This window comes from Luteitalea sp. (assembly GCF_022842525.1).
In the GTDB taxonomy this organism is placed as follows: Bacteria; Acidobacteriota; Vicinamibacteria; order Vicinamibacterales; family Vicinamibacteraceae; genus Luteitalea.
The window spans coordinates 1-21,801 of record NZ_JALHPM010000117.1 but is presented as its reverse complement, the minus strand read 5'-3'; the positions used below and the strand labels follow the sequence as shown (position 1 = coordinate 21,801).

Annotated in this window: 18 protein-coding genes and 1 pseudogene; 13 read left to right on the top strand and 6 right to left on the bottom strand. The window is 66.6% G+C overall.

Going from position 1 to position 21,801, the window contains the following annotated elements:
• The first annotated feature begins 286 nt into the window (after positions 1-286).
• From Q0C41_RS20400 to Q0C41_RS20350, 12 genes and pseudogenes are all read left to right on the top strand, one after another.
• Positions 287-2,437, top strand: coding sequence for a TonB-dependent receptor (locus Q0C41_RS20400; RefSeq protein WP_291986874.1), 2,151 nt, complete (start codon positions 287-289; stop codon positions 2,435-2,437).
• 373 nt (positions 2,438-2,810) lie between these two features.
• Positions 2,811-3,296: a hypothetical protein gene (locus Q0C41_RS20395; protein ID WP_291986872.1), complete on the top strand. Its 486-nt coding sequence runs from the start codon at positions 2,811-2,813 to the stop codon at positions 3,294-3,296.
• A 6-nt stretch (positions 3,297-3,302) separates the two neighbouring features.
• Positions 3,303-3,761, top strand: coding sequence for a heavy metal-responsive transcriptional regulator (locus Q0C41_RS20390; protein ID WP_291986870.1), 459 nt, complete (start codon positions 3,303-3,305; stop codon positions 3,759-3,761).
• Positions 3,762-3,766: 5 nt separating this feature from the next.
• Positions 3,767-4,090 carry a mercuric transporter MerT family protein gene (locus tag Q0C41_RS20385; RefSeq protein ID WP_291986868.1) on the top strand — a complete coding sequence of 108 codons (324 nt, stop codon included), beginning with the start codon at positions 3,767-3,769 and terminating at the stop codon, positions 4,088-4,090.
• A gap of 14 nt (positions 4,091-4,104) precedes the next feature.
• Positions 4,105-4,449, top strand: coding sequence for a cation transporter (locus Q0C41_RS20380; RefSeq protein WP_291986865.1), 345 nt, complete (start codon positions 4,105-4,107; stop codon positions 4,447-4,449).
• A gap of 79 nt (positions 4,450-4,528) precedes the next feature.
• Positions 4,529-4,645 (top strand): annotated as a pseudogene (locus tag Q0C41_RS31485) (hypothetical protein); the annotation flags it as partial.
• Between the two features lie 184 nt (positions 4,646-4,829).
• Positions 4,830-5,228: a heavy metal-responsive transcriptional regulator gene (locus Q0C41_RS20375; protein ID WP_291986863.1), complete on the top strand. Its 399-nt coding sequence runs from the start codon at positions 4,830-4,832 to the stop codon at positions 5,226-5,228.
• Complete coding sequence (locus tag Q0C41_RS20370; protein ID WP_291986861.1) at positions 5,221-5,544, top strand: hypothetical protein; 324 nt, start codon at positions 5,221-5,223, stop codon at positions 5,542-5,544. The genes Q0C41_RS20375 and Q0C41_RS20370 overlap by 8 nt, the downstream gene beginning before the upstream one ends.
• Positions 5,545-5,702: 158 nt before the next feature.
• Positions 5,703-6,020, top strand: coding sequence for a heavy metal-associated domain-containing protein (locus Q0C41_RS20365; RefSeq protein WP_291986860.1), 318 nt, complete (start codon positions 5,703-5,705; stop codon positions 6,018-6,020).
• On the top strand, positions 6,017-6,874 hold the full coding sequence (locus tag Q0C41_RS20360) for a hypothetical protein (protein ID WP_291986858.1): 858 nt from the start codon (positions 6,017-6,019) through the stop codon (positions 6,872-6,874). The genes Q0C41_RS20365 and Q0C41_RS20360 overlap by 4 nt, the downstream gene beginning before the upstream one ends.
• 139 nt (positions 6,875-7,013) lie before the next feature.
• Complete coding sequence (locus tag Q0C41_RS20355; protein WP_367079246.1) at positions 7,014-7,391, top strand: hypothetical protein; 378 nt, start codon at positions 7,014-7,016, stop codon at positions 7,389-7,391.
• Between the two features lie 55 nt (positions 7,392-7,446).
• A complete protein-coding gene (locus Q0C41_RS20350) occupies positions 7,447-7,818 on the top strand; it encodes a hypothetical protein (protein WP_291986854.1) in 372 nt (123 codons plus the stop codon).
• Positions 7,819-7,868: 50 nt separating this feature from the next.
• Here the strand turns inward: Q0C41_RS20350 and Q0C41_RS20345 are convergent, their stop codons facing one another.
• From Q0C41_RS20345 to Q0C41_RS20320, 6 genes are all read right to left on the bottom strand, one after another.
• The gene (locus Q0C41_RS20345; RefSeq protein WP_291986852.1) at positions 7,869-9,479 is read right to left on the bottom strand and encodes an efflux RND transporter periplasmic adaptor subunit; all 1,611 of its coding nucleotides are present in this window, start codon (positions 9,477-9,479) and stop codon (positions 7,869-7,871) included.
• Positions 9,476-10,690: a TolC family protein gene (locus Q0C41_RS20340; protein WP_291986850.1), complete on the bottom strand. Its 1,215-nt coding sequence runs from the start codon at positions 10,688-10,690 to the stop codon at positions 9,476-9,478. Before Q0C41_RS20340 ends, Q0C41_RS20345 begins: the two co-directional genes overlap by 4 nt.
• A gap of 110 nt (positions 10,691-10,800) precedes the next feature.
• Positions 10,801-14,391 carry a CusA/CzcA family heavy metal efflux RND transporter gene (locus Q0C41_RS20335; RefSeq protein ID WP_291986848.1) on the bottom strand — a complete coding sequence of 1,197 codons (3,591 nt, stop codon included), beginning with the start codon at positions 14,389-14,391 and terminating at the stop codon, positions 10,801-10,803.
• A gap of 570 nt (positions 14,392-14,961) precedes the next feature.
• Positions 14,962-15,924, bottom strand: coding sequence for a tyrosine-type recombinase/integrase (locus tag Q0C41_RS20330; RefSeq protein ID WP_291986845.1), 963 nt, complete (start codon positions 15,922-15,924; stop codon positions 14,962-14,964).
• 471 nt (positions 15,925-16,395) lie between these two features.
• A complete protein-coding gene (locus Q0C41_RS20325) occupies positions 16,396-18,771 on the bottom strand; it encodes an ABC transporter permease (protein WP_291986843.1) in 2,376 nt (791 codons plus the stop codon).
• Between the two features lie 172 nt (positions 18,772-18,943).
• Positions 18,944-21,430 carry an ABC transporter permease gene (locus Q0C41_RS20320; protein ID WP_291986841.1) on the bottom strand — a complete coding sequence of 829 codons (2,487 nt, stop codon included), beginning with the start codon at positions 21,428-21,430 and terminating at the stop codon, positions 18,944-18,946.
• Positions 21,431-21,568: 138 nt separating this feature from the next.
• On the opposite strand from Q0C41_RS20320, the gene Q0C41_RS20315 reads away from it, so the two are divergent.
• Positions 21,569-21,801: BlaI/MecI/CopY family transcriptional regulator (locus tag Q0C41_RS20315; protein ID WP_291986839.1), on the top strand; the 233-nt coding region annotated here is incomplete at its 3' end.

The following is a 21,801-nucleotide window of genomic DNA, read 5'->3' as shown; positions in this document are numbered from 1 at the left end:
GCATGCTCGTGCACGAGGCGTACGGCGCGCTCGCGGAACTCGACGGGATACTTGCTCGGTCGGGCCATGGGCTCCATCCTCTCTCTGAAAGAGCCCTCCGACAAACCCGGTCCGATTCATCAGCGTAAACGCACCGGTGTCCCTGGCGATCGTGAGCGGCACCGCCCTCAGCTCCCCCGAATTACCCGCGCACGTCACCCCGCTCGATCATCCGCCGAAGCTCGCCTGACCCGACCAAGGGCAGGAATGTTGAGCGCCGTCGCGGTGGCCACGGGGGGAGACGTGTATGCGCAAGTTCTCAATAATGGTGGTCGTGTGGTCATGGCTGGCTGCGCCGGCCTTCGCCCAGGAGCGCAACGGGCAGCTCCGTGTCGAAGTGTCGAGTGACGGCGAGCCTGTGCCAGGGGCGTTGGTCACTGCAGGATCAGGCTCGGCCAAGACCGGCGCGGATGGTGTCGTGCAGCTGGAACTGACACCAGGTGCGGTGGCGGTTGTCGCGACGAAGGCCGGGTTCTTCGATAGCAAGGCCGAGGTGCAGGTCACCGAGGGTCAGGTCACAACAGTCAAGATCGAGCTGGTCCCTCAGCCGGAGGTTGAGGAGGATGTCGTCGTTGTCGCCAGCACGCGGACAGGACGCCGGCTGGAGGACCAACCCACCCGCGTCGAAGTGATCGGGCGTGAAGAGATCGAAGAGAAGCTCCTGATGACGCCCGGCGACATCGTCATGATGCTCAATGAGATGGGCGGGCTGCGCGTACAGTCCACGTCGCCCTCGATCGGCGCCGCCAGCGTACGCGTACAGGGCATGAAAGGGCGATACACGCGCTTCCTATCCGACGGCCTCCCGCTCTTCGGTCAGCAGGTGGGCGGACTGGGCCTGCTCCAGATCCCGCCGATGGACCTTGGACAGGTGGAAGTGATTAAGGGCGTCGCGTCGGCCTTCTACGGCGCCGGTGCGATAGGTGGTGTCGTGAACCTGCTCTCGCGCCGACCAGGTGGTGAACCCACCTATGATGCGCTGTTCAACGCGTCGACGCTCGGTGCGACGGACGCCGTGGTGTATCTCTCGAGTTCGGCCCGCGAGGGCTGGAGCGGCTCACTGCTGGCGGGCGGACATGGGCAGGTCCGGAACGACCGCGACGACGACGGATGGGCAGACCTTGCCGGATATCGTCGAGGGATTCTTCGCCCACGGGCGTTCTGGGATGGCGGCGGCGGTCGTTCGGCATTCCTCACGGCCGGAGTCACCTGGGAGAATCGCGACGGGGGCACGGTGGACGGTGCTGTCCTGCCGGCGACGGGCACCGCGTATGCCGAGGCCCTTGATACACGACGGTTCGACATCGGCGGCACGGCGCAGACGGTGGTCGGCGCTCGCCATGTCCTCACGGCGCGGGGATCCGCCGCGTGGCAACAGCACTCGCACACATTTGGGGACACGATCGAGCGGGACCGTCACGACAACCTCTTTGCGGAAGTCGCCGTGCGCGGAACGGCTGGAACGTCCACGACGTGGGTCGCCGGGCTTGCCTATGAACGTGATGCCTTCACGCCACGAGACGTCCCTCAGTTCGCCTACACGTTCGACGTCCCTGGAGCCTTCGCCCAGGCCGACGTGCAGGCTACGCCCTGGTTTGCGGTCTCTGCTGGTGGCCGCATCGACATACACAGTGAGTACGGCACGTTCTTCAGCCCGCGGTTCTCGGTCCTGTTGAAACAAGGCGAATGGACGAGCCGAGCCTCCGTCGGCCGCGGGTTCTTCGCAGCGACGCCGCTGACAGAAGAGACAGAAGCCGCCGGCCTTACGCGGCTGAACATTCCCCTACCCCTGAAGGCTGAGCGCGGGACGAGTGCCTCCGTGGACCTGGCGAGGGCCTTCGGGCCGAATACCATCACGGCGACGCTCTTCGGCTCGCGAATCGCCGACCCGCTGCAAGTGGAGCGTCAATCCGCGTACGCGCTCTTCAATCAGACAACGAGCGCGACCAATGTCGGGCTCGCGTTGCTCGCCACGATGCGCCGCGGCCCATATGTAGCCACCGCGAACTACACGTATGTGCAGTCGCGAGAGGGCCGCGAAGACGCACGTCAGGACGCCGAACTCACGCCGCGGCACAGCGCCGGACTCGTCGGCATGTGGGAGGCCGAGGATGTCGGGCGCCTTGGGCTCGAGATCTACTACACGGGACGACAGCGCCTGGAGGTCAACCCGTACCGCGATGAGTCTCGGCCCTACGTGGTGGTCGGTGTACTTGCTGAGCGGCGCGTTGGGCGCGCCCGCCTGTTCATCAACGCGGAGAACGTCACGGGCGTCCGTCAGACGCGGTGGGACTCCTTGCTTCGGCCGTCACAGGGGCCAGACGGCCGCTGGACCGTCGATGCCTGGGCGCCGCTCGATGGCCGCGTCTTGAACGGAGGAGTACGGTTCGACTTCTGACGACCGTGCTCGGAAACGGGAGGCCAAGTTCACGGCCTCGTGGATGTCTATTGCGGGTGGCGACGCTAGGGAGCCGGGCGGGAATCGGCGCAGCCGTTCTGCTGCGTACAGCACTATGGTCGTTGTGATCAATTCGTTGCGGCTGATGGCATGCGCGAGGCAGTCGTCGAAGTTCCGGACGACGAGCACAGATTGTCGGAGCCGACGCGCCAATAGCAGCGTCCTGGACGTGCTGATGTGCTCCGGCCGTTTGCCCACAGCGAGCCCGCCTCCGAGGCCGCTGCGGGCGATCGTGTAGCACCGCGTGAGCATTGACGCAGCCGTGAAGAACGCGCTTGACTCTGGACCACACTCCAGGGTCGATACTGACTCGATGAGTGGTGACTCGCCGGACTGCTGCTGCCAGCCTCCCGTGGCGCGCGTGGAGGCGCCGCACTGTCCGCACAGCCAGACTCGGGGCATGCGCGTGCCGCTGGACACGGTGAAGGCGCTGCTGCGGGACACGGCGATGCGGCGGTTGTCGCTGTCGGAGCACGCCTTCTGTCCGGATCCGGACTGCCGGGTCGTGTACTTCACGGCAGACGGCGACGTCTACCTCACCACCGACATCCGGGTCGCCGTGTGGCAGAAGGAGCCGTTCGGGGCGCGGACCGTCTGCTACTGCTTCGGCGAGAACGAGGCCGACATGCGGAACGAGATCGACCGCACCGGGACGTCCGAGGCGGTGGCGCGCGTCCGGGCCCATATCAAGGCTCAGCGGTGTGCCTGCGAGGTGCGCAACCCGCGCGGCGCGTGCTGCCTGGGAGACGTGACCGAAGCGGCGAAGCGTGTCGCGGCCGCCGCCGCGGTCGAAAGGTGAAGTGTCATGGCGAGGCGCAACACAGCCGGTGAGAGCTACCAGATCGGCGAGCTCGCAGCCCGTGGCGGGGTGACGCCCGACACGCTGCGCTATTACGAGCGCCTGGGCCTGTTGCCCGAGGCCCCGCGAACCGACGGCGGCTTCCGCCTGTATTCCGAAGCGGCGCTGGACCGGTTGCGCTTCATCAAGCAGGCGCAGACCCTCGGGCTGACCCTCCACGAGGTGGGCGATCTGGTCCGCTATCAGGACAACGGCGGCGTCCGACGGTGCCGGCAGGTGCGTGACCTGCTGCGGGCGAAGCTCGAAGACCTGCAGAACAAGCTGACGGAGCTCGAAGCGTTCAAGCAGACGCTGGCGCGCTTTCTCGAGGACTGCGAACGTGCGCTGGCAGTGACCGACCGGACATCCCGGCGCACCGAGCCGGAGTGTCCGGTCATTGAAACCCTGAGGTCGAAACGCTCATGAAGACAATGGTGGCATCCGTCATCTCGGCCGTGGGGGCGTCGGCCTGCTGTCTGGGTCCGGTGGTGTTCTCGCTGGCGGGTGCCGGTGCCCTGGGCGCTGCCTCCGTCCGGCTCGAACCGTGGCGGCCGTTCATGCTCGCGCTGACGGGAGTACTGCTGGCTGGTGCGTTCTACAACGTGTACCGCCGCCCCGCGGACACCGCCGCCTGTGACGCGAATGGCGTCTGTCCGCCCGATCGGAATCGGCGCGCGAAGCAGCTGTTGTGGGTGGCGACGGCGATCGTCGTCCTATTGGCGGCGTTTCCTTACTACGTCGGGTGGTTCATCTAAAGCGAGGAGGTCCCATGTCTGTGAAACCCATGCTTGCCGTCATGGGGATGCTTGCGGGCGTCGGCGTCGCCGGTGTCGTGCGGCCTGCGGCCACGCCGCAGGCGCAGGTCGCCGAGCAGCCCGCGCGCGCCGAGACCTGCTGGCTGAAGGTCTCCGGCATGACGTGCGCCGGCTGCGAGGTAGCCGTCCGGATGGCGGCAAAGAGCGTCGACGGCGTCACCGACGTGGTCGTCAGCCACAAGACGGGGCGTGCCGACGTGACCTACGACCCGGCCAAGACGACGCCGTCGGCGATCGCCAAGGCGATCACGGACGGGTCCGGCTTCAAGGCGGACGTCGATTCCAGGAAGGATCAGTGAGTCGCAGCGCCGACCTTGAATCCCGGGATCGTCACAATGACCGCCGACACGGATTCGCGCACGAAGTGCTCGCGTCGCCATGGTAGGGCATGGTTTCGGCGAGGCGATTCACGAGGCCGCGATGGCGATGCGCTTTCGCGCGACCCTCCACGATTTCATCGACCTGTTGCACGTCTTCTCAACGATGGCGGAGGCGCTCAAGACCGTGGCCCTCTCGCGCTTCAAGAATCCCGCGAAGTTGCGGAATAGGTTCGCTAGCGTCAGCCTGGCAAGTCGTTGCACGCTCGCCCTCTCCACCCTTTCGCACGGGGTCAGCAGCCTCGGCAATCTCTTGACCTTGTACCAAGGTACAGGGTTCATACTGCGGCAAGAGGCGACACATGCAGACGGGCGAGGTGGCGGCGCGGGCTGGCGTCAACATCCAAACACTGCGGTACTACGAGCGCCGCGGGCTGCTCGGTCGGCCGCCGCGGACGGCGTCCGGCTACCGACGCTACTCCGAGGACGCGGTACGAATCGTCCGGTTCGTAAAGCGCGCGCAAGAACTCGGCTTCACGCTCGACGAAGCCGAGCAACTCTTGCGGCTGCGACGAGTGAGCTCGGCGCGGCAATCCTCGGTTCGAGCGCTGGCGACGGCGAAGGTCGCGGACATCGAGTCGAAGATGCGGCAACTGGCCGCCATGCGCGCGGCGCTGCAGCAGATGCTCTCGGCCTGTTGCGGCGATGGTGCCCTCGAATGCCCGATCCTCGAGGCCCTGGAGCGAGATGGTGATGCCTGACATGCCCGGCGCCGGTCCCTCGAGCGGGCGGGCAGCGCTCGTCGCCGCGCTGGCCGCCGGCGCCGGCTTCCTCACGCGGCCATGTTGCGTCCTGCCGGCGCTCCTGGCATTCGGAGGCACCGGTTCGGCCGCCATGGCTCAGACCCTCGCGACGCAGCGTCCGACGTTCCTGGTCGTCAGCGCCGGTCTGGTCGGCGCCTCGATCTGGATGAACGTGCGGCTGCGCGCGCGGCCGCTCAACAAGTGGCTCACCGCCGTCGCCGCCGTGGCATCGTTCGCCCTGGCGTCCGGTTTCGAGTGGTTCCTACACGACTGATAAGGAGGTCCTATGGCATTTCAACAAGGTGAGAAGTATCGCTGCCCCGATCCGGCATGTGGGTGCGAGATTGAGGTGACGAAGGGAGCCGCCGCAGGGAAGGGTGGCGATCTCAACCCGCGCTGCTGCTGCGGCAAGGAGATGCAGAAGGTCCAGTGATGCAGACCAGTACTGTGCTCGCGCTCGCGGCCGTGGTCGCGATTGTGCTGCTGGCGGCGGTGTGGCCGCGAGCTGCCGCCCCGCGCCACGCAGGCGCCGTCGGCGCAGCGGCGCAATTGAAAGTCGACGGGATGGCCTGCGGGGCGTGTTCCACCCGGGTCGAACGGATCGCGCTCCAAGTGGAGGGTGTGCAGGAAGCCGTCGTCCACTTGGATGAAGGGCATGCCCGGATCGTCTACGACCCGGCTCGAACGACTCCGGCGGCCGTCGCCCGGCGAATCGCCGACGCGGGATTCAAGACCGGGGTTCTGCCATGAGAACGAGGCGGGCCGCCGCGGTGTGTTGCGTGGCGGCCCTGACCCTCTCGCCGGGATCCGGGTTCGCCTCGGGTCACGGTCCTGTCTTCGGCCTGACGACGCCGACCAACGCCAAGGGCGCGTGGGCGCTCGATTTCGGCGTCATGGGCCGGGCCGGCGACGGCGAGGATGGGGCGATGACGCGGGCGATGCTGACGTACGGCTTCACCGAAGACATTCAACTCTCGGTGTCGGCGCCGCTGGTCTTCGCCTCCGCGCCGTTTCCCCCTGCGAGGGGAACCGCGATGATGCCTGGCAGCGGCGACTTCGAGGCGATCGGGGCGTGGCGGTTCCATCGACGTGGGACGGCCGTCGGTCGGCGGGTCGAGAGCACCGCCTACGGCGGACTAATCGTGCCCGGTCCGCAGCGACCAGCCGGCATGGCCGGCGACCTGCAGCGGGCGCCGGGGCTCTATACGGCCGTTGCGACCGGCGTCGCCTCGCGCAGCCACTACGTCTGGGCTGGCATCGGGTATACGCGGTTCGCGGAACGCGACGGCGATCGCCGGCCCGACATCTTCACCTATAGCGCGGTGTGGGGGTACCGGCCGCCTTCGCTGCGCAAGGAGTATCCCCACTGGGACTGGCGCCTCTTCGTTGAACTGACCGGCGAACGGTCGGCGGACCTGCGTAGAGCGGGCGTGGCGCATGCAGGCACGAGTGGGCACCAAGTCCTGCTCGGTCCGACGGCGCTGGGGATTTACCGGAACTACGCCATCGAAGGTGGCGTCCAGTTCCCCGTCTACCGGGATGTCGGTGCCCGGCTGCAGCGGGAGACAGTCCGATATGCCGTCAACGTCAGCTACTTCTTCTGAGAGGATCCGAACGATGCGTACACGAACCGTCTTGTCTCTCTTCGCCGCGGCGCTCTTCGGCGCTGCCGAGGCACGCGCCGAGTATCGACAGATCGATCTGTCGATCTTTGGTATGGATTGAGCCATCTGTGCTCACGCCGTGCGCGTGACCATGGAGAAGCTGCCGGGTGTCGAGTCCGCAACGGTGAAGCTCAACGAAGGGCGCGCCGTGCTGGCACTGAGGCCCGAGAACACGTTGACGCTCGGGCAGATCCGGGAGAGCGTCCGCCGGAATGGCTTCACGCCGCGTGAGGCCCGTGTCACAGCGACCGCCGAAATCGTTTCAGGCAATCCTTTGCGGCTAAGAGTGACCGGCACTCAGGACGAATACGACGTTCGCGGAACGCCTGCGCTCGAGCAGCAGATTCGGACGGCTGGCAGCCGTCCGATCATCGTGGACGGCACGATCTCGGTCGGGAAAGATCCAAAGGACCCGCCGGTGTTGCAGGTGACAAGTGTCAAGCCAGTCACACGCTAGCGGGCAACCCCGATCGGCCCTCTCGGCGCCGTCGCTCGAACGCACAAGCAGCCGCATGCTGGGATGGGTGTCGTTGTTCACGTCCGCCGGAACGCTCGTCTGCTGTGCGCTGCCATCGCTGTTGGTGCTGGTCGGCCTGGGAGCGACCGTGGCGTCGCTGCTGAGCGCAGCTCCCTGGTTGGTCACCATGTCACAGCACAAGGGGTGGGTGTTTGCGGGCGCGGGGCTGCTGATCGCCTTGAACGTTGTTTACGTCTATGGTCTGACGCCGCGCCTGCGCGCCGCACATCGGACGTGTCCATCCGACGACGGTGGCACTCCCTGTGGACCTGCGGAGCGGTTCACCCGCGTGATGCTGTGGACATCGGTCGCGCTCTACGGCGTCGGCGCCTTCACCGCATACGGTCTGGGATGGTTGCTCACATGACATGTAACATCCAGCGGGCCGCAGTAAACCACGCATCGAGCGTCCCGCCGTCACTGCACGACGACGACCCCCTTGAGCATGTTCATCCCACACGAGAAGGTAATATCCCCGGCCTTGGCCGGCGTGAACTCAATCGTCACGGGAGTATTGAGTGGCAGTGTCCGCTTGACGCCGAGAGACGGAACCACCACCTCGGTGCCGCAGGTGTTGTCCGTCGTCCTGGTGATGATGAGCCGGGCGGGAACGCCAGCCTGAAGGGTGACCCTCGCTGGCTCGAAACCCTGCTCCGTGACGGCCACGCGCGCCGACTGAACCGCGTCCGCACCCTGACCCGTTCTTGCCGCCGGCGCTGGGGGTGCCGAGGCGGCCGTTGAACCTGGCCGCAACCCGAGGCGCTCGCGCTCTGCGCGCAGGGCAAAGCTCCCGTCGGTCACGACCAGATCGCCTGGCTGAACACCGGCCGTGACTTCGACGCGGTCGCCTGACCCGGTGCCGAGGCTGACCTCGCGTTCAAGGAAGCGGCCGGGCTCATTGGCATTCGCCAGGTACACAACCGTCCGGCTCCCAACGTTCTGGACAGCGGTTCGAGGCACTAGCGCCGATGGTGATGCAGAGTCTGCAGCAATCGCGACGTCGGCATACATGCCCAGTCGCAAATCGCCCCGAGGGTTGGGCACCTCGACTCGCAGCTTGGCGGTGCGCGTCGCTGAGCTCACTTGCGGATCGATGTAGCTGACCCGGCCACGAAGCGTAAGATCCGGATAGGCGGGCGTTGTCACCACGGCTGGACTGCCCACGCGCACACGGGAGAAGTCGCGCTCGTAGACCTCCCCCACCACCCAGACCGATGCGAGGTCGATCACGGTGAACAACTCGGTCGCCGGATCGACGTTCAGGCCGATGTTCGCTGTTCTCTCGGTGACCACGCCATCGAGCGGAGCTGGCACGTGGCTGGTGGCGTCAACAGCGTTTCCGGAGTCGAGCGCGGCAATGGCGGACGCTGGCAGTCCCAGAAGATCGAGTTCAGCTCGCGCCGCTTGAACCGCGGCTGTCTGTGCGGCGTGTTCGGCATGAATGCGCTCAAGCTCCTGCCGGCTGGCCGAACCGATCTCGACCAGCTTCTGCGTTCGCTGAAGCTCGCGGTCGTGAGCCTCGAGCATCGCGCGCACCGACACGTATCGCGTCTGGGCTTCGGCCAGAGGCGGACTGTAGATTCGGGCCATCGTCTCGCCGCGCCGTACGCGATCGCCGAGCTCGGCTGACACATGCGTCACCCGTCCGCCCACGAGCGGCGTGACGATCACCTGCCGATAGGCATTTGGCTCCACGACCGCCGGCAGGCGTAGCTCGAGACTGGACGTACCACGTGCGACCGGCTCGACCACGATCCCTGCCCGTTGAGTGGCGTCTTCGGAAAGCGTCACCTGCACATCGGGCAGCGGTGCATCGGCCGCCGTCGTGTCAGACGCGGCCCCGCTACCGGAGACGGCAGCTGGTGCTGAGCGGTCGGCGGCACCTGCAGGCATCGCGGGTCCACTGTCGCCGCCCGCGCGGCCGAGCCGAAGTCCCACGTAGGCAGCCCCGGCGCCCGACAAGAGAAGGCCAAGGGCGGCGAGCGCCGCAACATTCCGATTCAACGACAGTCGTGATTCACCAGTCATCGGCGTTCTCCGAGCGCTCGATCGAGCGCAGTCCGTGCCTCGTACGCTTGTCTCAGCGTCTGCGTGTACGCACGCTCGACGTCCAGGTATCGCCGCTGTTCACTCATCACGTCGAACACCGTGAGGCGTCCCAACTCGTAGCTCTGACTGACGACCGACAAGTTCTGGCGTGCCAGCGTCCGCGCCCTATCGGAGTAGACCTGCACTGCCTGTTGAGCGTGCGCGTAGCGCGAGCGCGCCGAGGCCAGCTCCGCTTCCGCAGACAGCTTGGCGGCCTCATGTGCAGCGGCCGCGCCTGCCCGCTCGGCGCGAGCGGCGGCGACGGCGCCCTGATTGCGGTCGAGCAGCGGCAGCGTAACCATGGCTCCCGCCGAGACGTAGTGAAAGACCCCTCGGATGCGGGTCAGCGTTCCGTCTGCGGCAAAGCCCCGCTGCGCAAACCCCGCGTCCATCCGCATGTAGCTTCCGAACAGGCTGACATCGAAACGGCCGACATCTTCGGCTCGCGCGACTTTGGCCTCTGCGACATCGATGCGGTTGGCCGCCTCACGCACATCGGCTCGCTGCTCGGCTGCCTCGGACAGGGTCAGGCCAGATGGGGCTGACACCTGGTCACGCTGGACCAAGTGGTCGAGCGTCTCTCGGATGGTGAGGGCAGCACCGGCAGTCAAGCCGAGGATGCGCCTCAGCTCGAACGACGCGGCGTCGGTCCGTGCGAGCTGGAGCAAGCGTTCGGACTCCAGTCGTCGCAACTCCACATCCAGGAGGTCTCGCTCCAGCGGGGGCGATGCCCCCTCGTCGGCACGTGAGCGAAGCAGCTCATACTGCCGGCGCGTGGCACCGATGATCTCGTCGAGCAGCGCAAGGTCACGAGTCGCGACGGCTAGCTCCCCGTACTTCGCACGAACCTCCGCGCGAAGGAGTCGCTCGCTGTCGGCGGCGGCCAGCCTCGCGATCGAGACCTCGCCTTCGGCCACCGCCACACGGCTGCTCTTCCGGAAGAGGTCGAGCGGCCACTGCACGCCGATTGTGGTCAGGTTGTCGGTTCCGGCGGGCTCCTCGCGTCGTTCGACGGAGACGGACGGGTTGGGCCTCAGCGACGCCTGCAGCTTCATCGCCTCCGCCACGTCAATCTGGCTCCGTACGGCTTGCAGAGAGGGCTCGCGTTCGAGGGCCAGGGCGATGGCCTGCTCGAGCGAGAGGCCGTTCACTGGATCGAGCAAGCGCTCGGCGGGCGATGACGTCGCCGTCGGTGTTTGCGCCAACGCTGAGGTGCCTGCGAGGAGCGTGACAATGAGGACGCCTGTGATTGTGTGCGTGTTCATTGCACGCCTCCTTCGAAGTTCACCGAACCCGCACCGGCCGGGCCGTTCCACTCGATGGCCATCTGCCATGCCCCCGCCATGCCGAACTCGGCGGTCGCGGAGTATCGGCCGGGAACGTCTGTTGGGGTCACCTGCAACCCGCCCGACATCACCATGCCCGGCATCGGCATGTTGGCGCTTGCGCGGACGGTCCCAGCGTCGACCAGCGTCGCTGTCCCGGCGCGTCGGAACTCGATGGTGAAGGCATTGCGTCCCTGGTGCAGCGAGCCCGTCGGCGCCAGCAACACCACATCGAGATCGCCGGCTCGTACCGTCTGGATCACACCGGCGTCGTCCGCGGTCGCTCCATCGCCTGTCGGTGCGGATGCCTTCCACACCAGCACGGCGATGACTCCGGCCATCGCGATCGCGCCTGCCCCCATCAGGAATCCTCGCCTGTTCACACCTCGTCGCTCCGGCTGCGGAATGGCTTCGTGCTGCAGGCCCAATCGTCGTTCCCGAATCCAGAAGAAGATGACCGGCGTCACGATGAGCACGTGCAGGAGCGATGAAGCCATGCCGCCGAGCACAGGCGTGGCGAGTGGCTTCATCACCTCAGCGCCGGCACGAGTGCTCCACATGATGGGAAGAAGGCCCGCGATGACCGTGGACACCGTCATCACCTTCGGCCGCAGGCGGAGCAAGGCGCCTTCGATGACCGCCTCTCGAAGGCCAGCACGCGAAAGCGTGCCGCCAAGTTCATGTCGCTTTCGCTCCACCGCCTCTTCCAGATAGATCACCATCACCACGCCGGTCTGAACGGCGGTGCCAAACAGCGCGATGAACCCGACCCACACGGCCACCGAAAAGTTGTAGCCGAGCAGCCACAGCAGGTAGACGCCGCCGGTCAGCGCGAACGGCACCGCCAGCAAGACATGCGCGGCTTCGAGCACCGAGCGATAGGTGAAGTAGAGGAGCACGAAGATGACGAGCAGGACGATGGGCAGCACCACCTGAAGGCGAGCCCGCGCTCGCTCCTGGTTCTCCCATCGCCCGCTCCAACCCACGTAGTACCCGGCCGGCAGCGGCACGTCGCGCGCGACCACAGCTCGCGCCTCCTCGACGAACCCCCCGACGTCCCTGTCCTGCACGTTCAGCAGGACCGTCGCCAGCAGGAGTCCGTTCTCGGACGAGATCATGGCGGGGCCGCGCGCGTGCTCGATGTCGGCGACCTCTGAGAGAGGCACCTGCGCACCGCCCGGCGTCGCGACGAGGACTTGTCCGAGTGCTTGCGGATCGCCGCGGTACTTCGGGGCATACCGGACGCGTACCGGGAACCTCCGTCGCCCTTCGATCGTCGTGGTGAGCGCGGTTTCGCCGATGGCGGTTTCGACGACCTGTTGAATGTCGCCGACGCCAACGCCATACCGTGCCGCTGTGGCCCGCTTCACCCCGATGTTGAGGTATTGACCGCTTGTGACCTGCTCGGGATACACGTTGCTGGCGCCCGGCACGCGGCGGACCGCATCGGCCACCCGGCGCGCGAGATCCTCGAGCACGGCGAGATCGGTACCGAAGATCTTGACCCCTACCTCCGACCGAATGCCGGTCGTCAACATATCGATGCGATTGATGATGGGCATCGTCCAGATGTTCGAGACGCCAGGTAGCTGTACGGCCTGACTCATCTCGGCGCGCAGTCTGTCGAGCGTCATCCCGTCGCGCCATTCCGGCTTCGGCTTCAAGTGCACGATGGTTTCCGTCATGTTCAGCGGCGCCGGATCGGTGGACGTGTCCGCCCTCGCGACCTTCGCCACCACGTACGCCACCTCCGGGAACGTCATCAGCGCTGCGTTCTGCGTCTTGGCGATCTCCGTGTTCTCCTCCAGGGAGATGCTCGGGTCGGCGATCGGCATGAACATGAGGTCCCCCTCGTTCAGGGCGGGCATGAACTCACTGCCGATGCCGCGGGCCAGAAACAATGCGCCCGTGAACAAGAGCACAGCGATGGCGATTGTCGAGAGGCGGTGTGCCAGGGCCAAATGGAGCACGGGCTCGTAGAGGCGACGCAGGCCTCGCATGACTGGATTGGCCTCTTCCGCGTGGAATCGGCCGCCGAGCAGCAGCGAACAAAGCACCGGCACGAGCGTGACCGCAATCACGGTGGCCGCGAGGACCGCGAGGGTCTTGGTGAACGCCAAGGGGTGGAAGAGCTTGCCCTCTTGCCCCGTCAGTGCGAACACGGGGATGAAGGCGAGCAGGATGATGGCCATCGAGAAGAAGACGGGCCGTCCAACGAGCCGCGTGGAGTCGCGGACGGTCTCCCACACGCGCCCTCGATCGCGCGGATCGACGTTGCGCTGCTCGACGTAGCGGAAGGCGTTCTCGGTGACGACGATGCCGGCGTCAACGAGCACGCCGATCGCGATGGCGATCCCGGCCAGGCTCATGATGTTCGACGAGATGCCCGCGTAGTACATGCCGAGGAACGACATGAGCACCGCGAGGGGCAGCGGGATGGTCACGATCAAGATCGACCGGAAGTGCATCAGGAACACGACGTGCGCAAGCGTCACGAGTGCGATCTCTTCGAGAAGCGCCGTCCGCAGCGTGTCGACGGACTGCTCGATGAGCTCCGACCGGTCGTAGAACGGGACGATGGAGACGCCGGGGGGCAGGCCGGGCTCAATCTGCGCGATCCGTGCCTTGACGGCGTCGATCACCTGTTTGGTGTTGACTCCCGTTCGGGCTACGACGACGCCGCCGACAGCTTCGGTGGTGCCTTTGACCAGTGATGCCACGCGGAAGGCATCGCCGACCTGGACGTCAGCGACCTGGTCGACGTACACGGGCACGCCGTTGGAGGCCCCGACCACGATGCGCTTCACGTCGTCGACCGACTCGATGAGACCGATGCCTCGGACGATCAGCCAGGCGCCGTTCGACTCGAGGACGTTGCCGCCGACGTTCAAGTTGCTGTCTCGTACCGCCGACACGACGGCGCTCAGCGGCAGGTTGTAGGTCCGCAAGCGATTGGGGTCGACGTCGACCTGGTATTGCTGCACGTGCCCGCCCACCGACGCGACTTCCGCCACGCCCGGCACGGCGTTCAGCTGATAGCGGATGAACCAGTCCTGCAGCGTGCGCAAGTCGCGCAGCGAGTGGCTGGGGCTCTCGACGGTGTACCAGAACACGTGACCGACACCAGTGGCATCGGGGCCGAGTGTGGGCACGACGCCGGCTGGCAAGGACTTCGCCACCAGGCTCATGCGCTCGAGGACGCGCGTCCGCGCGAAGTACAGGTCGACTTCGTCTTCGAAGACGACGTACACCATGGAGAAGCCAAAGGCCGACTGCGACCGGACCACGCGAACGCCAGCCAGGCCCTGCAGGTTGGTGGTGAGGGGATAGGTGACCTGGTCTTCGACCTCCTGAGGGCTGTGCCCAGGCCAGTCGGTGAAGACGATCACCTGGTTGTCGGAGAGGTCCGGGATCGCATCGATGGGGGTGGCTCGCAGTGCCCACCAGCCCCAGCCAGCCAGGCCGAGGTACAGCGCGATCACGATGAAACGGTGCTTCAGTGCAACGTCAATGAGGCGATTGATCATGGGCCACGACACTCGTCATCTCGCGCGCTCGCGCGCGCGCATCTACGGTGCCCGGACGTGAGGTCCGAGCAGAGACACGACGACTGTCAGTGGCTAAACGAGGAAGACGGACAGCAGGATGTGGCGGGGAACAGGTGGGACGACGCTTGGAGCGTCTGGTCGCCACTTCTCGCTGAGGAGTCGTGCGGGGAGACTCGGCGCAACGACGACGCCGGCTTCCATTACAGGTGCGGCCAGGACGACAACGGTAGTTGGGTTCGGTGAGTCCGACTGCTTCTGCTCGGACACCGCACAGCACGCGTCCGCTTCCGCTTGGGTCAGGACATGTTCTGATGGGGACTTCTCGGTGCTGCCCTTGTGCATTGGGCAGTCGGCGTCGGCGCAGCACTCCATTCGGGCTTCGGGAGTGGCTGCCCACCCGGCGCACAGGGCGCCATTGGCGCCAAGGAGCGTCAGGGGCAGCGCGAAGGCGAGAGCACGCCGGAACCGTCCCACAACGTGTCTAGGATGCTCCACGGCCAACGGGGTGTCAAACCGGGATCCCACACGGTTCCTGACGCAGCCCTGGCGTCACGACCAAATCTTTCGCACCTCGCTTTCGAGGTGGTCCTGCCTTGCCTTGACCCACGGCGCGTAGTGTCGCTCCGTGATCTTGATGGAGCTGTGTCCCAGCAGCTTGGAAACGCTGTCGAGCGTGACGCCCTTGAGAAGCAGCGACACCGCGAACGTGTCGCGAAAGCGATGCGGGTGACAATTGGCCACCGGCGGTTCAGCGTTCTCTGCGACCTTCTTGAAGACGCGGTCCCAGCTCTTGACCATGCTCTCGGGCTGACTGCTCCCGTCGTAGAAGAAGTAGCGGTCGTTGTTGTTGGTGACCGACGACAGCTTCCTCACGACGTCCTGTGGGAGCGGACAGTAGACTGGTGTTCCCGTCTTCTGTTGATAGAGAAAGATCCTGTCGTCCGTCAGGCGTTTCCGTTCAAGGCAGGCGGCATCCTGAATTCGGAGGCCGGAGTACCGCAACAGGAGGATCATCGGCTCGATGCGCGGACCGTAGCGCCCGAATGTGATCATCCCCTGAGCCGCCTTCAGGAGCCGGTCGACTTCTTCGTCGGAGTACGGAAGGGTCGGACGATGCGAGACCTTCGTTGGCTTCAGCGCCGCCGCCGGGTTCCGCTCCATCCAGCCGGAGTCCACGCAGAAGCGACAGAACGCTCGCAGGTACTCCAGCCGCTTGGCCGCGGAGAGTGGGGAATACGTCCAACCGTGCCGGAAGTCGCGGAGCCGCTCGACAGTCAGATCCCGGAGCTGCCGGTATCCCTTGCGCTTGCAGTACGCGAGCAGCTTGCCTTCGAGCAGTTCCTGCCGCTTCTTGATGGTCGTGGCCGCCAGGTTTCGCGTTTCCGCCTCCTTGAGGAACTTCTGGATGGCCTCTGCCAAGCTGGGAAGCTCGGGTTTGAGGACGCCGATACGGCCCGTGGACTGCCACTGATGGACGCTGGTCGACGCCGCCGTCCAGTTGGTCGTGTTCATGCTCCGGCGGATGGCCTCGCCGCCGATCGACCCTTGGACCCAGATCGGGCATTGGCACCGGGTCCACTGGTTACCCTTGCTGGAATGGGAGCACGTGGCCAGGTGCCGGCGGTATAGCGCGAGGGCCCCTTGAGGCATGGTCCGAGAGTACTACGGCGTTGAATCGTGCGTACGAGTTTTGTACGGCCACCAGAGGATTCTGTGGTTTCTATCGACTCAATAGCTCAGTGTTTCGCGCCGTTCTCAGTGATCTGATCTGCGAGTAGATACGAATCCCACCCTCTCCGCCAAACACACCTCCGGCGTGACGGCTCCCGCCGCTCACTCATAAGAACGCCCATCGGGGCTGACTTCTTGCGCCTCGGCTGACTGCCCCGAAGGAGAGCATTCCCGCGTGGCCCGACACCGTCGGCGTGGCCGGACTCTAACTAGGCCGAAGCGATATTCAGACTGGGGGACGTCGCGAGGTCGCTACTCAGCGCGTAGCGCCGACGCCGGATCGACGCGGCCCGCCCGTCGCGCCGGCAGGTACGCGCTTGCGATCGCGCATGCAGCGAACAGCACGACTGTCAGGACGACGACGCGGGAATCGGGCGACGGAAGGCCGGCGATCGTCGCGCGAACGGCCGCGTCGCTGACAGGCAGCAACGCCACGCCCACAGCCACCCCGACGATGACCACCAGCAGCATCTCCCGCACGGCGGCCAGCACGACGTCATGCGGCTGCGCGCCAACGGCTTGCCGGATGGCCCATTCCCTCGCGCGAGATGCGACGCCCCAGGACACGCGCGCCCAGAGTCCTACGACGGTCAGCAGCAGGGCGGCGGCGCCGAACACGGTGATGATCCGCGACCGAAGCCGTGGTTGGGTCATCCATTCATTCCGAATCTCGTCCACCGGGCGAGCCGCCGAGAGCGCCTGTGCGGGATCGAGGCGTCCCGCCTCCTCCCGCAGTGCCGCCAATGCGGGAGCGGTGTCGCCTGCCGGGTCGACGAGCACCGTCATGAAGGGCCATGGCACCTGGCGATAGGAGACGTACAACACCGACTCGGCGCGTGCGTCGGTCGCGAGTGGTTGGCGCGCGTCATCCACGACCCCAACAATCGTGAGGGGTGTCGGGTCACCCGCGAGGACGACCTGATGGCCGATGGGATCGGCGTTGCGCCAGTAGCGACGCGACAGTGCCGCGCTGATCACGGCGACGCGTGGCGCGCTAACCCCGTCGCGGTCCTCGATCGCCCGTCCACGCTGAACACTGATGCCAAGCACGGGGAGCGCCCGCGAATCGATGGCGCTCACGAGCGTCGTCTGCGCGTCCGTTGGCTCTCCCTGGCCGTCGATCGAGAACCGCACGTTGCCGTAGATGCGTCCAGGAGGGACGTAGCTGGCGGCGGCCGCCCTGGTGATCTCGGGACGCGCGGCAAGCGCCGTCAGCAGACGCTCGAAGTACTGCGCCTGCGACGGTTCCTCTCGGTAGCGTGTGTCTGCGAGTGAGATATCGATCGCCAGCACGCTGGCGCTGGGCGGGGCCGCGACGTCGAGCGCACGGCGGAAGCCGCTGAGCACCGCCGCCGCGGTGCACAGCAGCACAAGAGAGAGCGCGACCTGGAGCCCCAACGCCAGTCGATGTCCCCAACGCTCCGACGCCGCACCCCGGCTGGTCACGAGGCGGCTGGCGCGCCGCGTCGTCAGCCACGTCGGCACGGCCGTCGTGGTGAGCGCGAGGAGGGCGAGCAAGCCGGCCATGACACATACGACGCGGACGTCGATACGAGGCTCGAAGTCGTACTCGAGCGACGGCGACACACCGACGGCGCCAAACAGGCGCACGAACACGCCGGCGAGCCAGATGCCGCCCACGATTCCAGCCAGCGCCCAGACGCCCGCCTCGGCCATGAATTGTCGAGCCACGCGTCCGGCCGAGGCGCCAAGCGCCATGCGAACCATCAGTTCGGGCCTGCGGGCACGCATCCACGCCAGGGTCAGCCCGACCAGGTTGATGCCGGCGACCGCGAGCAGTGCCAAGACAGCCGCACCAAGCGCCTGCAGGGCACCGCGCGAGTCGCCAAGCATCAGCTCGCGTAACGGGACGACTCGCGCCTTCCAACGGTCAGTGGTGTCCGGATGGTCGGCGGCCAGCTGCCGATACAGCGACTGCAACTCGCGCTCGGCGTCGACGGCGGTGAGCCCCTCACCCAATCGGGCCATGACGCCGACCATGTGGAATCGACGCTCGGCGCGTTCCGGCTCGGTCATGATCCACGGCAGCCACACGTCGGACTTGCCGATGGTCTTGAACGAGCGAGGCATAACCGCGACGAGTGTGTGGGTCACGCCGTCGAAGAGGACCGTAGAGCCCAGCATGTCGGGCCGGCGATTGAACTGCCGCTCCCACAACCCGTCGGAGATGATGACGACGCGACCATCGCCCCGGAAGTCACCGGCGCCGAAGGCGCGCCCTCTCGCGGGGACGACGCCCATCACGTCGAAGAACGCCTCAGTCACCTTCGTGCCGACGACCCGCACCGGTTCACGCGGGCCAGCGAGGCTGCCCTCGACTTGCCCGAGTCCGACGACGTGCGGGAGCGCCCGTACTCGCCCCGACCAGTCCAAGAAGTTGGCGGCCGTGACCGACATGAGGCCGCGCTCCGGGTGGCTCTCCATCACGGCCACGAGCTGGTGAGCCTCGGGATAGGGGAGCGGCCGCAGGGCTACCGCATCGACAACGGCCCAGAGGCCTCCGGCCATCCCGACGCTCAGTGCGAGCAAGCTGGCTGTCAGCAACGGCACGGTCGGGCGGTTGCGCAGAACCGCCAGCGCGAAGCGAACGTCGGTCAGCCAGCCCATGCTTATGTCTCCGCGCTCCGCCGACGCGCCACGTCGCCACCACTCGCGACACGTGGGCACATCAATCGTGTCGCCTGCGGCTCTCGGAAAACGGCCCGGGCCGTGGCTTGTCCAGACAACGCTCGTGAGCTGTCATAGTCGAGTTCAGTCCGCAGTGCGTCGCACCGGCGGCCTACTGCCTCAGTGCCTCGGCCGGGTCGCTTCGGGCCGCACGCCCTGCGGGCCCGAGCGTCGCCGCAATGCCGAGCACGACCGCGACCGTGCCCGCGCCAGCGAGCGACAGTGGGTCGTGCGCAGACGTCCCCACCAGCATCGAGGCAACCAGCCGGCCCATCGCCAGCGCCGCCAGCATCCCGGCCGCCACCGCCATGGTCAGGACTGCCACGGCATCGCGAACCGCATCCCAACGCAGACGCGCGGGGCTCGCGCCGAGCGCCGCTCGAATTCCAAACTCACGCCGGCGGAGGGTCACAGCCAGGGACACCATGGCCGCCAAGCCGATGGCCGCGAGTCCGGCGGCCAGGCTGCCGAATCCGAGCATGACGCGCATGGCGAAGCGCCAGGGCCCGGTCTCCCTGGCTATGGCGTCGCCCATCGCGACGACGGCGCCGACGTGGGCCGCCGGATCGAGTTCGCGGACGAGAGCTCGTAATGCCGCGACGGGCACCTCGGTGCTGGGATCGGTGCGGACCATGAGGTGCTTGACCCGCATGGTCGACTGCGCAGCCGAGAGGTAGACATCAAGCCGTGGATCGGTCACCCCTCGATAGCGGACGTCCTCCACCACGCCGACGACACGCATCCAACGGAACTGGTTCGGCGGTCCGACACCTCGCTGGGTTGGGACGACGAGCCGTTGGCCGATGGGATCGCGGCCCGGCCAGTAACGCGCGGCCGCTGACGCACTCACGATGACGGCGTCCTCGGCGCCCGCGCGATCCGTTGCCGCAAAATCACGTCCGCCAATCAGTCGCGTGCCCAACGTGGCGAAGTAGCCCGGCGTCACCGCTTGGATGTTCGCCAACGGGTTGGCGCGCCACGGCGCGTCCGGACCCAAGCCCTCTTGGCCGAAGAGGACGGGTCTCCCGTCCATGCCGATGGCACCACTGAGTGGCTTCACGTAGACGGCCCCCACCTCTCGGACTCCTGGGATGGCCTGCGACCGAGCGATCAAGGCATCGTAGAACCGGTCCCACGCACCAGCATCCTGCGTCGAGGGTTCGACTTCGATGGCGGTCAGGCCTCGTGATTGGAAGCCGAGGGCCGTGCTGTCGAGTGCGACGACGCTGCGGACGAAGAGGAGTGCACCCGTCAGGACGACGATCGCCAGCGCGACCTGCCAACCCACCACCAGCCGCTGCCACCGCCGCTCTCTTGGGTGCATTGCCGTTCGAGCGCCGGTCGTGAGCGTGGGCCCAGGCGTGACGCGTCCCACAAACCATGCCGGCCATAGAGCCGTGAGGATCGTGACGACACCAACCATCGCTGTCAGCGCCGTGAGCACGGACGCATCGACCGTGGTCGTGTCGAGGCGCGGCACGTCCAGTGGCGCAACGAGGACCAGCGTGCGAACGACGGCCCACGCCACCGCCAGCGCTGCCACCCCGCTCGTGACTGTGAGGAGCACGCATTCTACAAGTGCCCGTGTCAGCAGTGTGGAGCGGCTCGCGCCGAGCGCCAGGTGCATGGCGAGAGCGCGATCCTGCCGGGCAGCGCGAAACACCAGCAAGCCTGCGACGCTGCTGCATGCGAGCAGCAGCATGAGTGCGGCGCCCACCTGCATCACCCATAACGCCGGCTGAGCCGGTCCGGTCACCCAGTCCAGCACCGGCGTGATCACTGCGTCGGCGTTGCGACTTGTGCCATCGCCGCGTCGGATGGCCTCAGTGACCACCTGCGCCGCAACGGATGGCGTGACGCCCGTCCGAAGGCGCCCAAGCGCGTAGAACACGCGCAGCCTCGCGAGAGTCCAGGCCTCCTCCGAGGGATCGGTCGCCCCCCGCGCAGCGGCACGAAGCAAGGGGGCCGCCGGCAACCAGAGGCGTGCGCCGCGGGGGAAGTCGAACTCGGCCGGCATGACACCGACAATCTCGATGACGTCAGGTGGCGCATCGGCCGGCGAGAGGCCGAGATCTTGTGCCCGCAGCGTGGCGCCAACCACTCCGGGATCGCGGTCGAAGCGCTCACGCCAGAGGGCGTCACTGAGCACGGCGACGCGTGGGCCGACGCCCACCTGGTCATCCGCATCGAGCGTGCGTCCAAGGGCTGGTTGGGCGCCCACGACATTGAAGAACCGACCTGACACGCTGGCGTACGGGACGCGCTGTTTCGGTTCATGCTCCTCACCGATCGCAAGCGTCCAGTTCACGGAGCTGAACACCGCCACGTCGTCGAGCGCGTTGTGTGCGTCCCGGCGCCATCGCTCAGCTTCACCCAGTGCCACCTCGATCACCGGCGCGTGGCTGGCGATGTCGCGTTGCCAGAGAAGTACGATGCGGTCCTGGTTGGCGAAGGGCAGGGGCCGCAGCAGTACGGCGTTCACCACGGCGTAGATTCCCGCCGTCGTGCCGAGTGTCGTCGCCAAGAGGACGATCGCGAGGACCGAGACAGCGCGATCACGGGTGAGGCCCCGGATCGCAGTCCAGATGTCGAGGCTCATTGTGGGGGCATCGTAACAGCGATTCTGGATTCAGCTGCGGCCCAGAGACGGGCGGCACCGGCTCGTCTGTGAAAGCGGTCCGGCGTAGCGGGCGCCTGCTGCTTGACATACGCACGTGTGTAATACTAAGTAATTAGTATGCGTAAGCGGGCGCCCGGCCTCACCCCCCAGGAACTGGAAATCATGAAAGTCGTGTGGCCTCTCGGCAAGGCGACCGTCCGCGACGTGTACGAAGACCTGCGCACGCGACGCGACATCGCCTACACGACGGTGCAGACGATGATGAACCTGCTCGAAGGCAAGGGCCATCTCGCGAAGTCGCCGGGGCCCAAGGCTCAGCTGTACGCCCCGACGAAGCCCCAGGCGCAGGT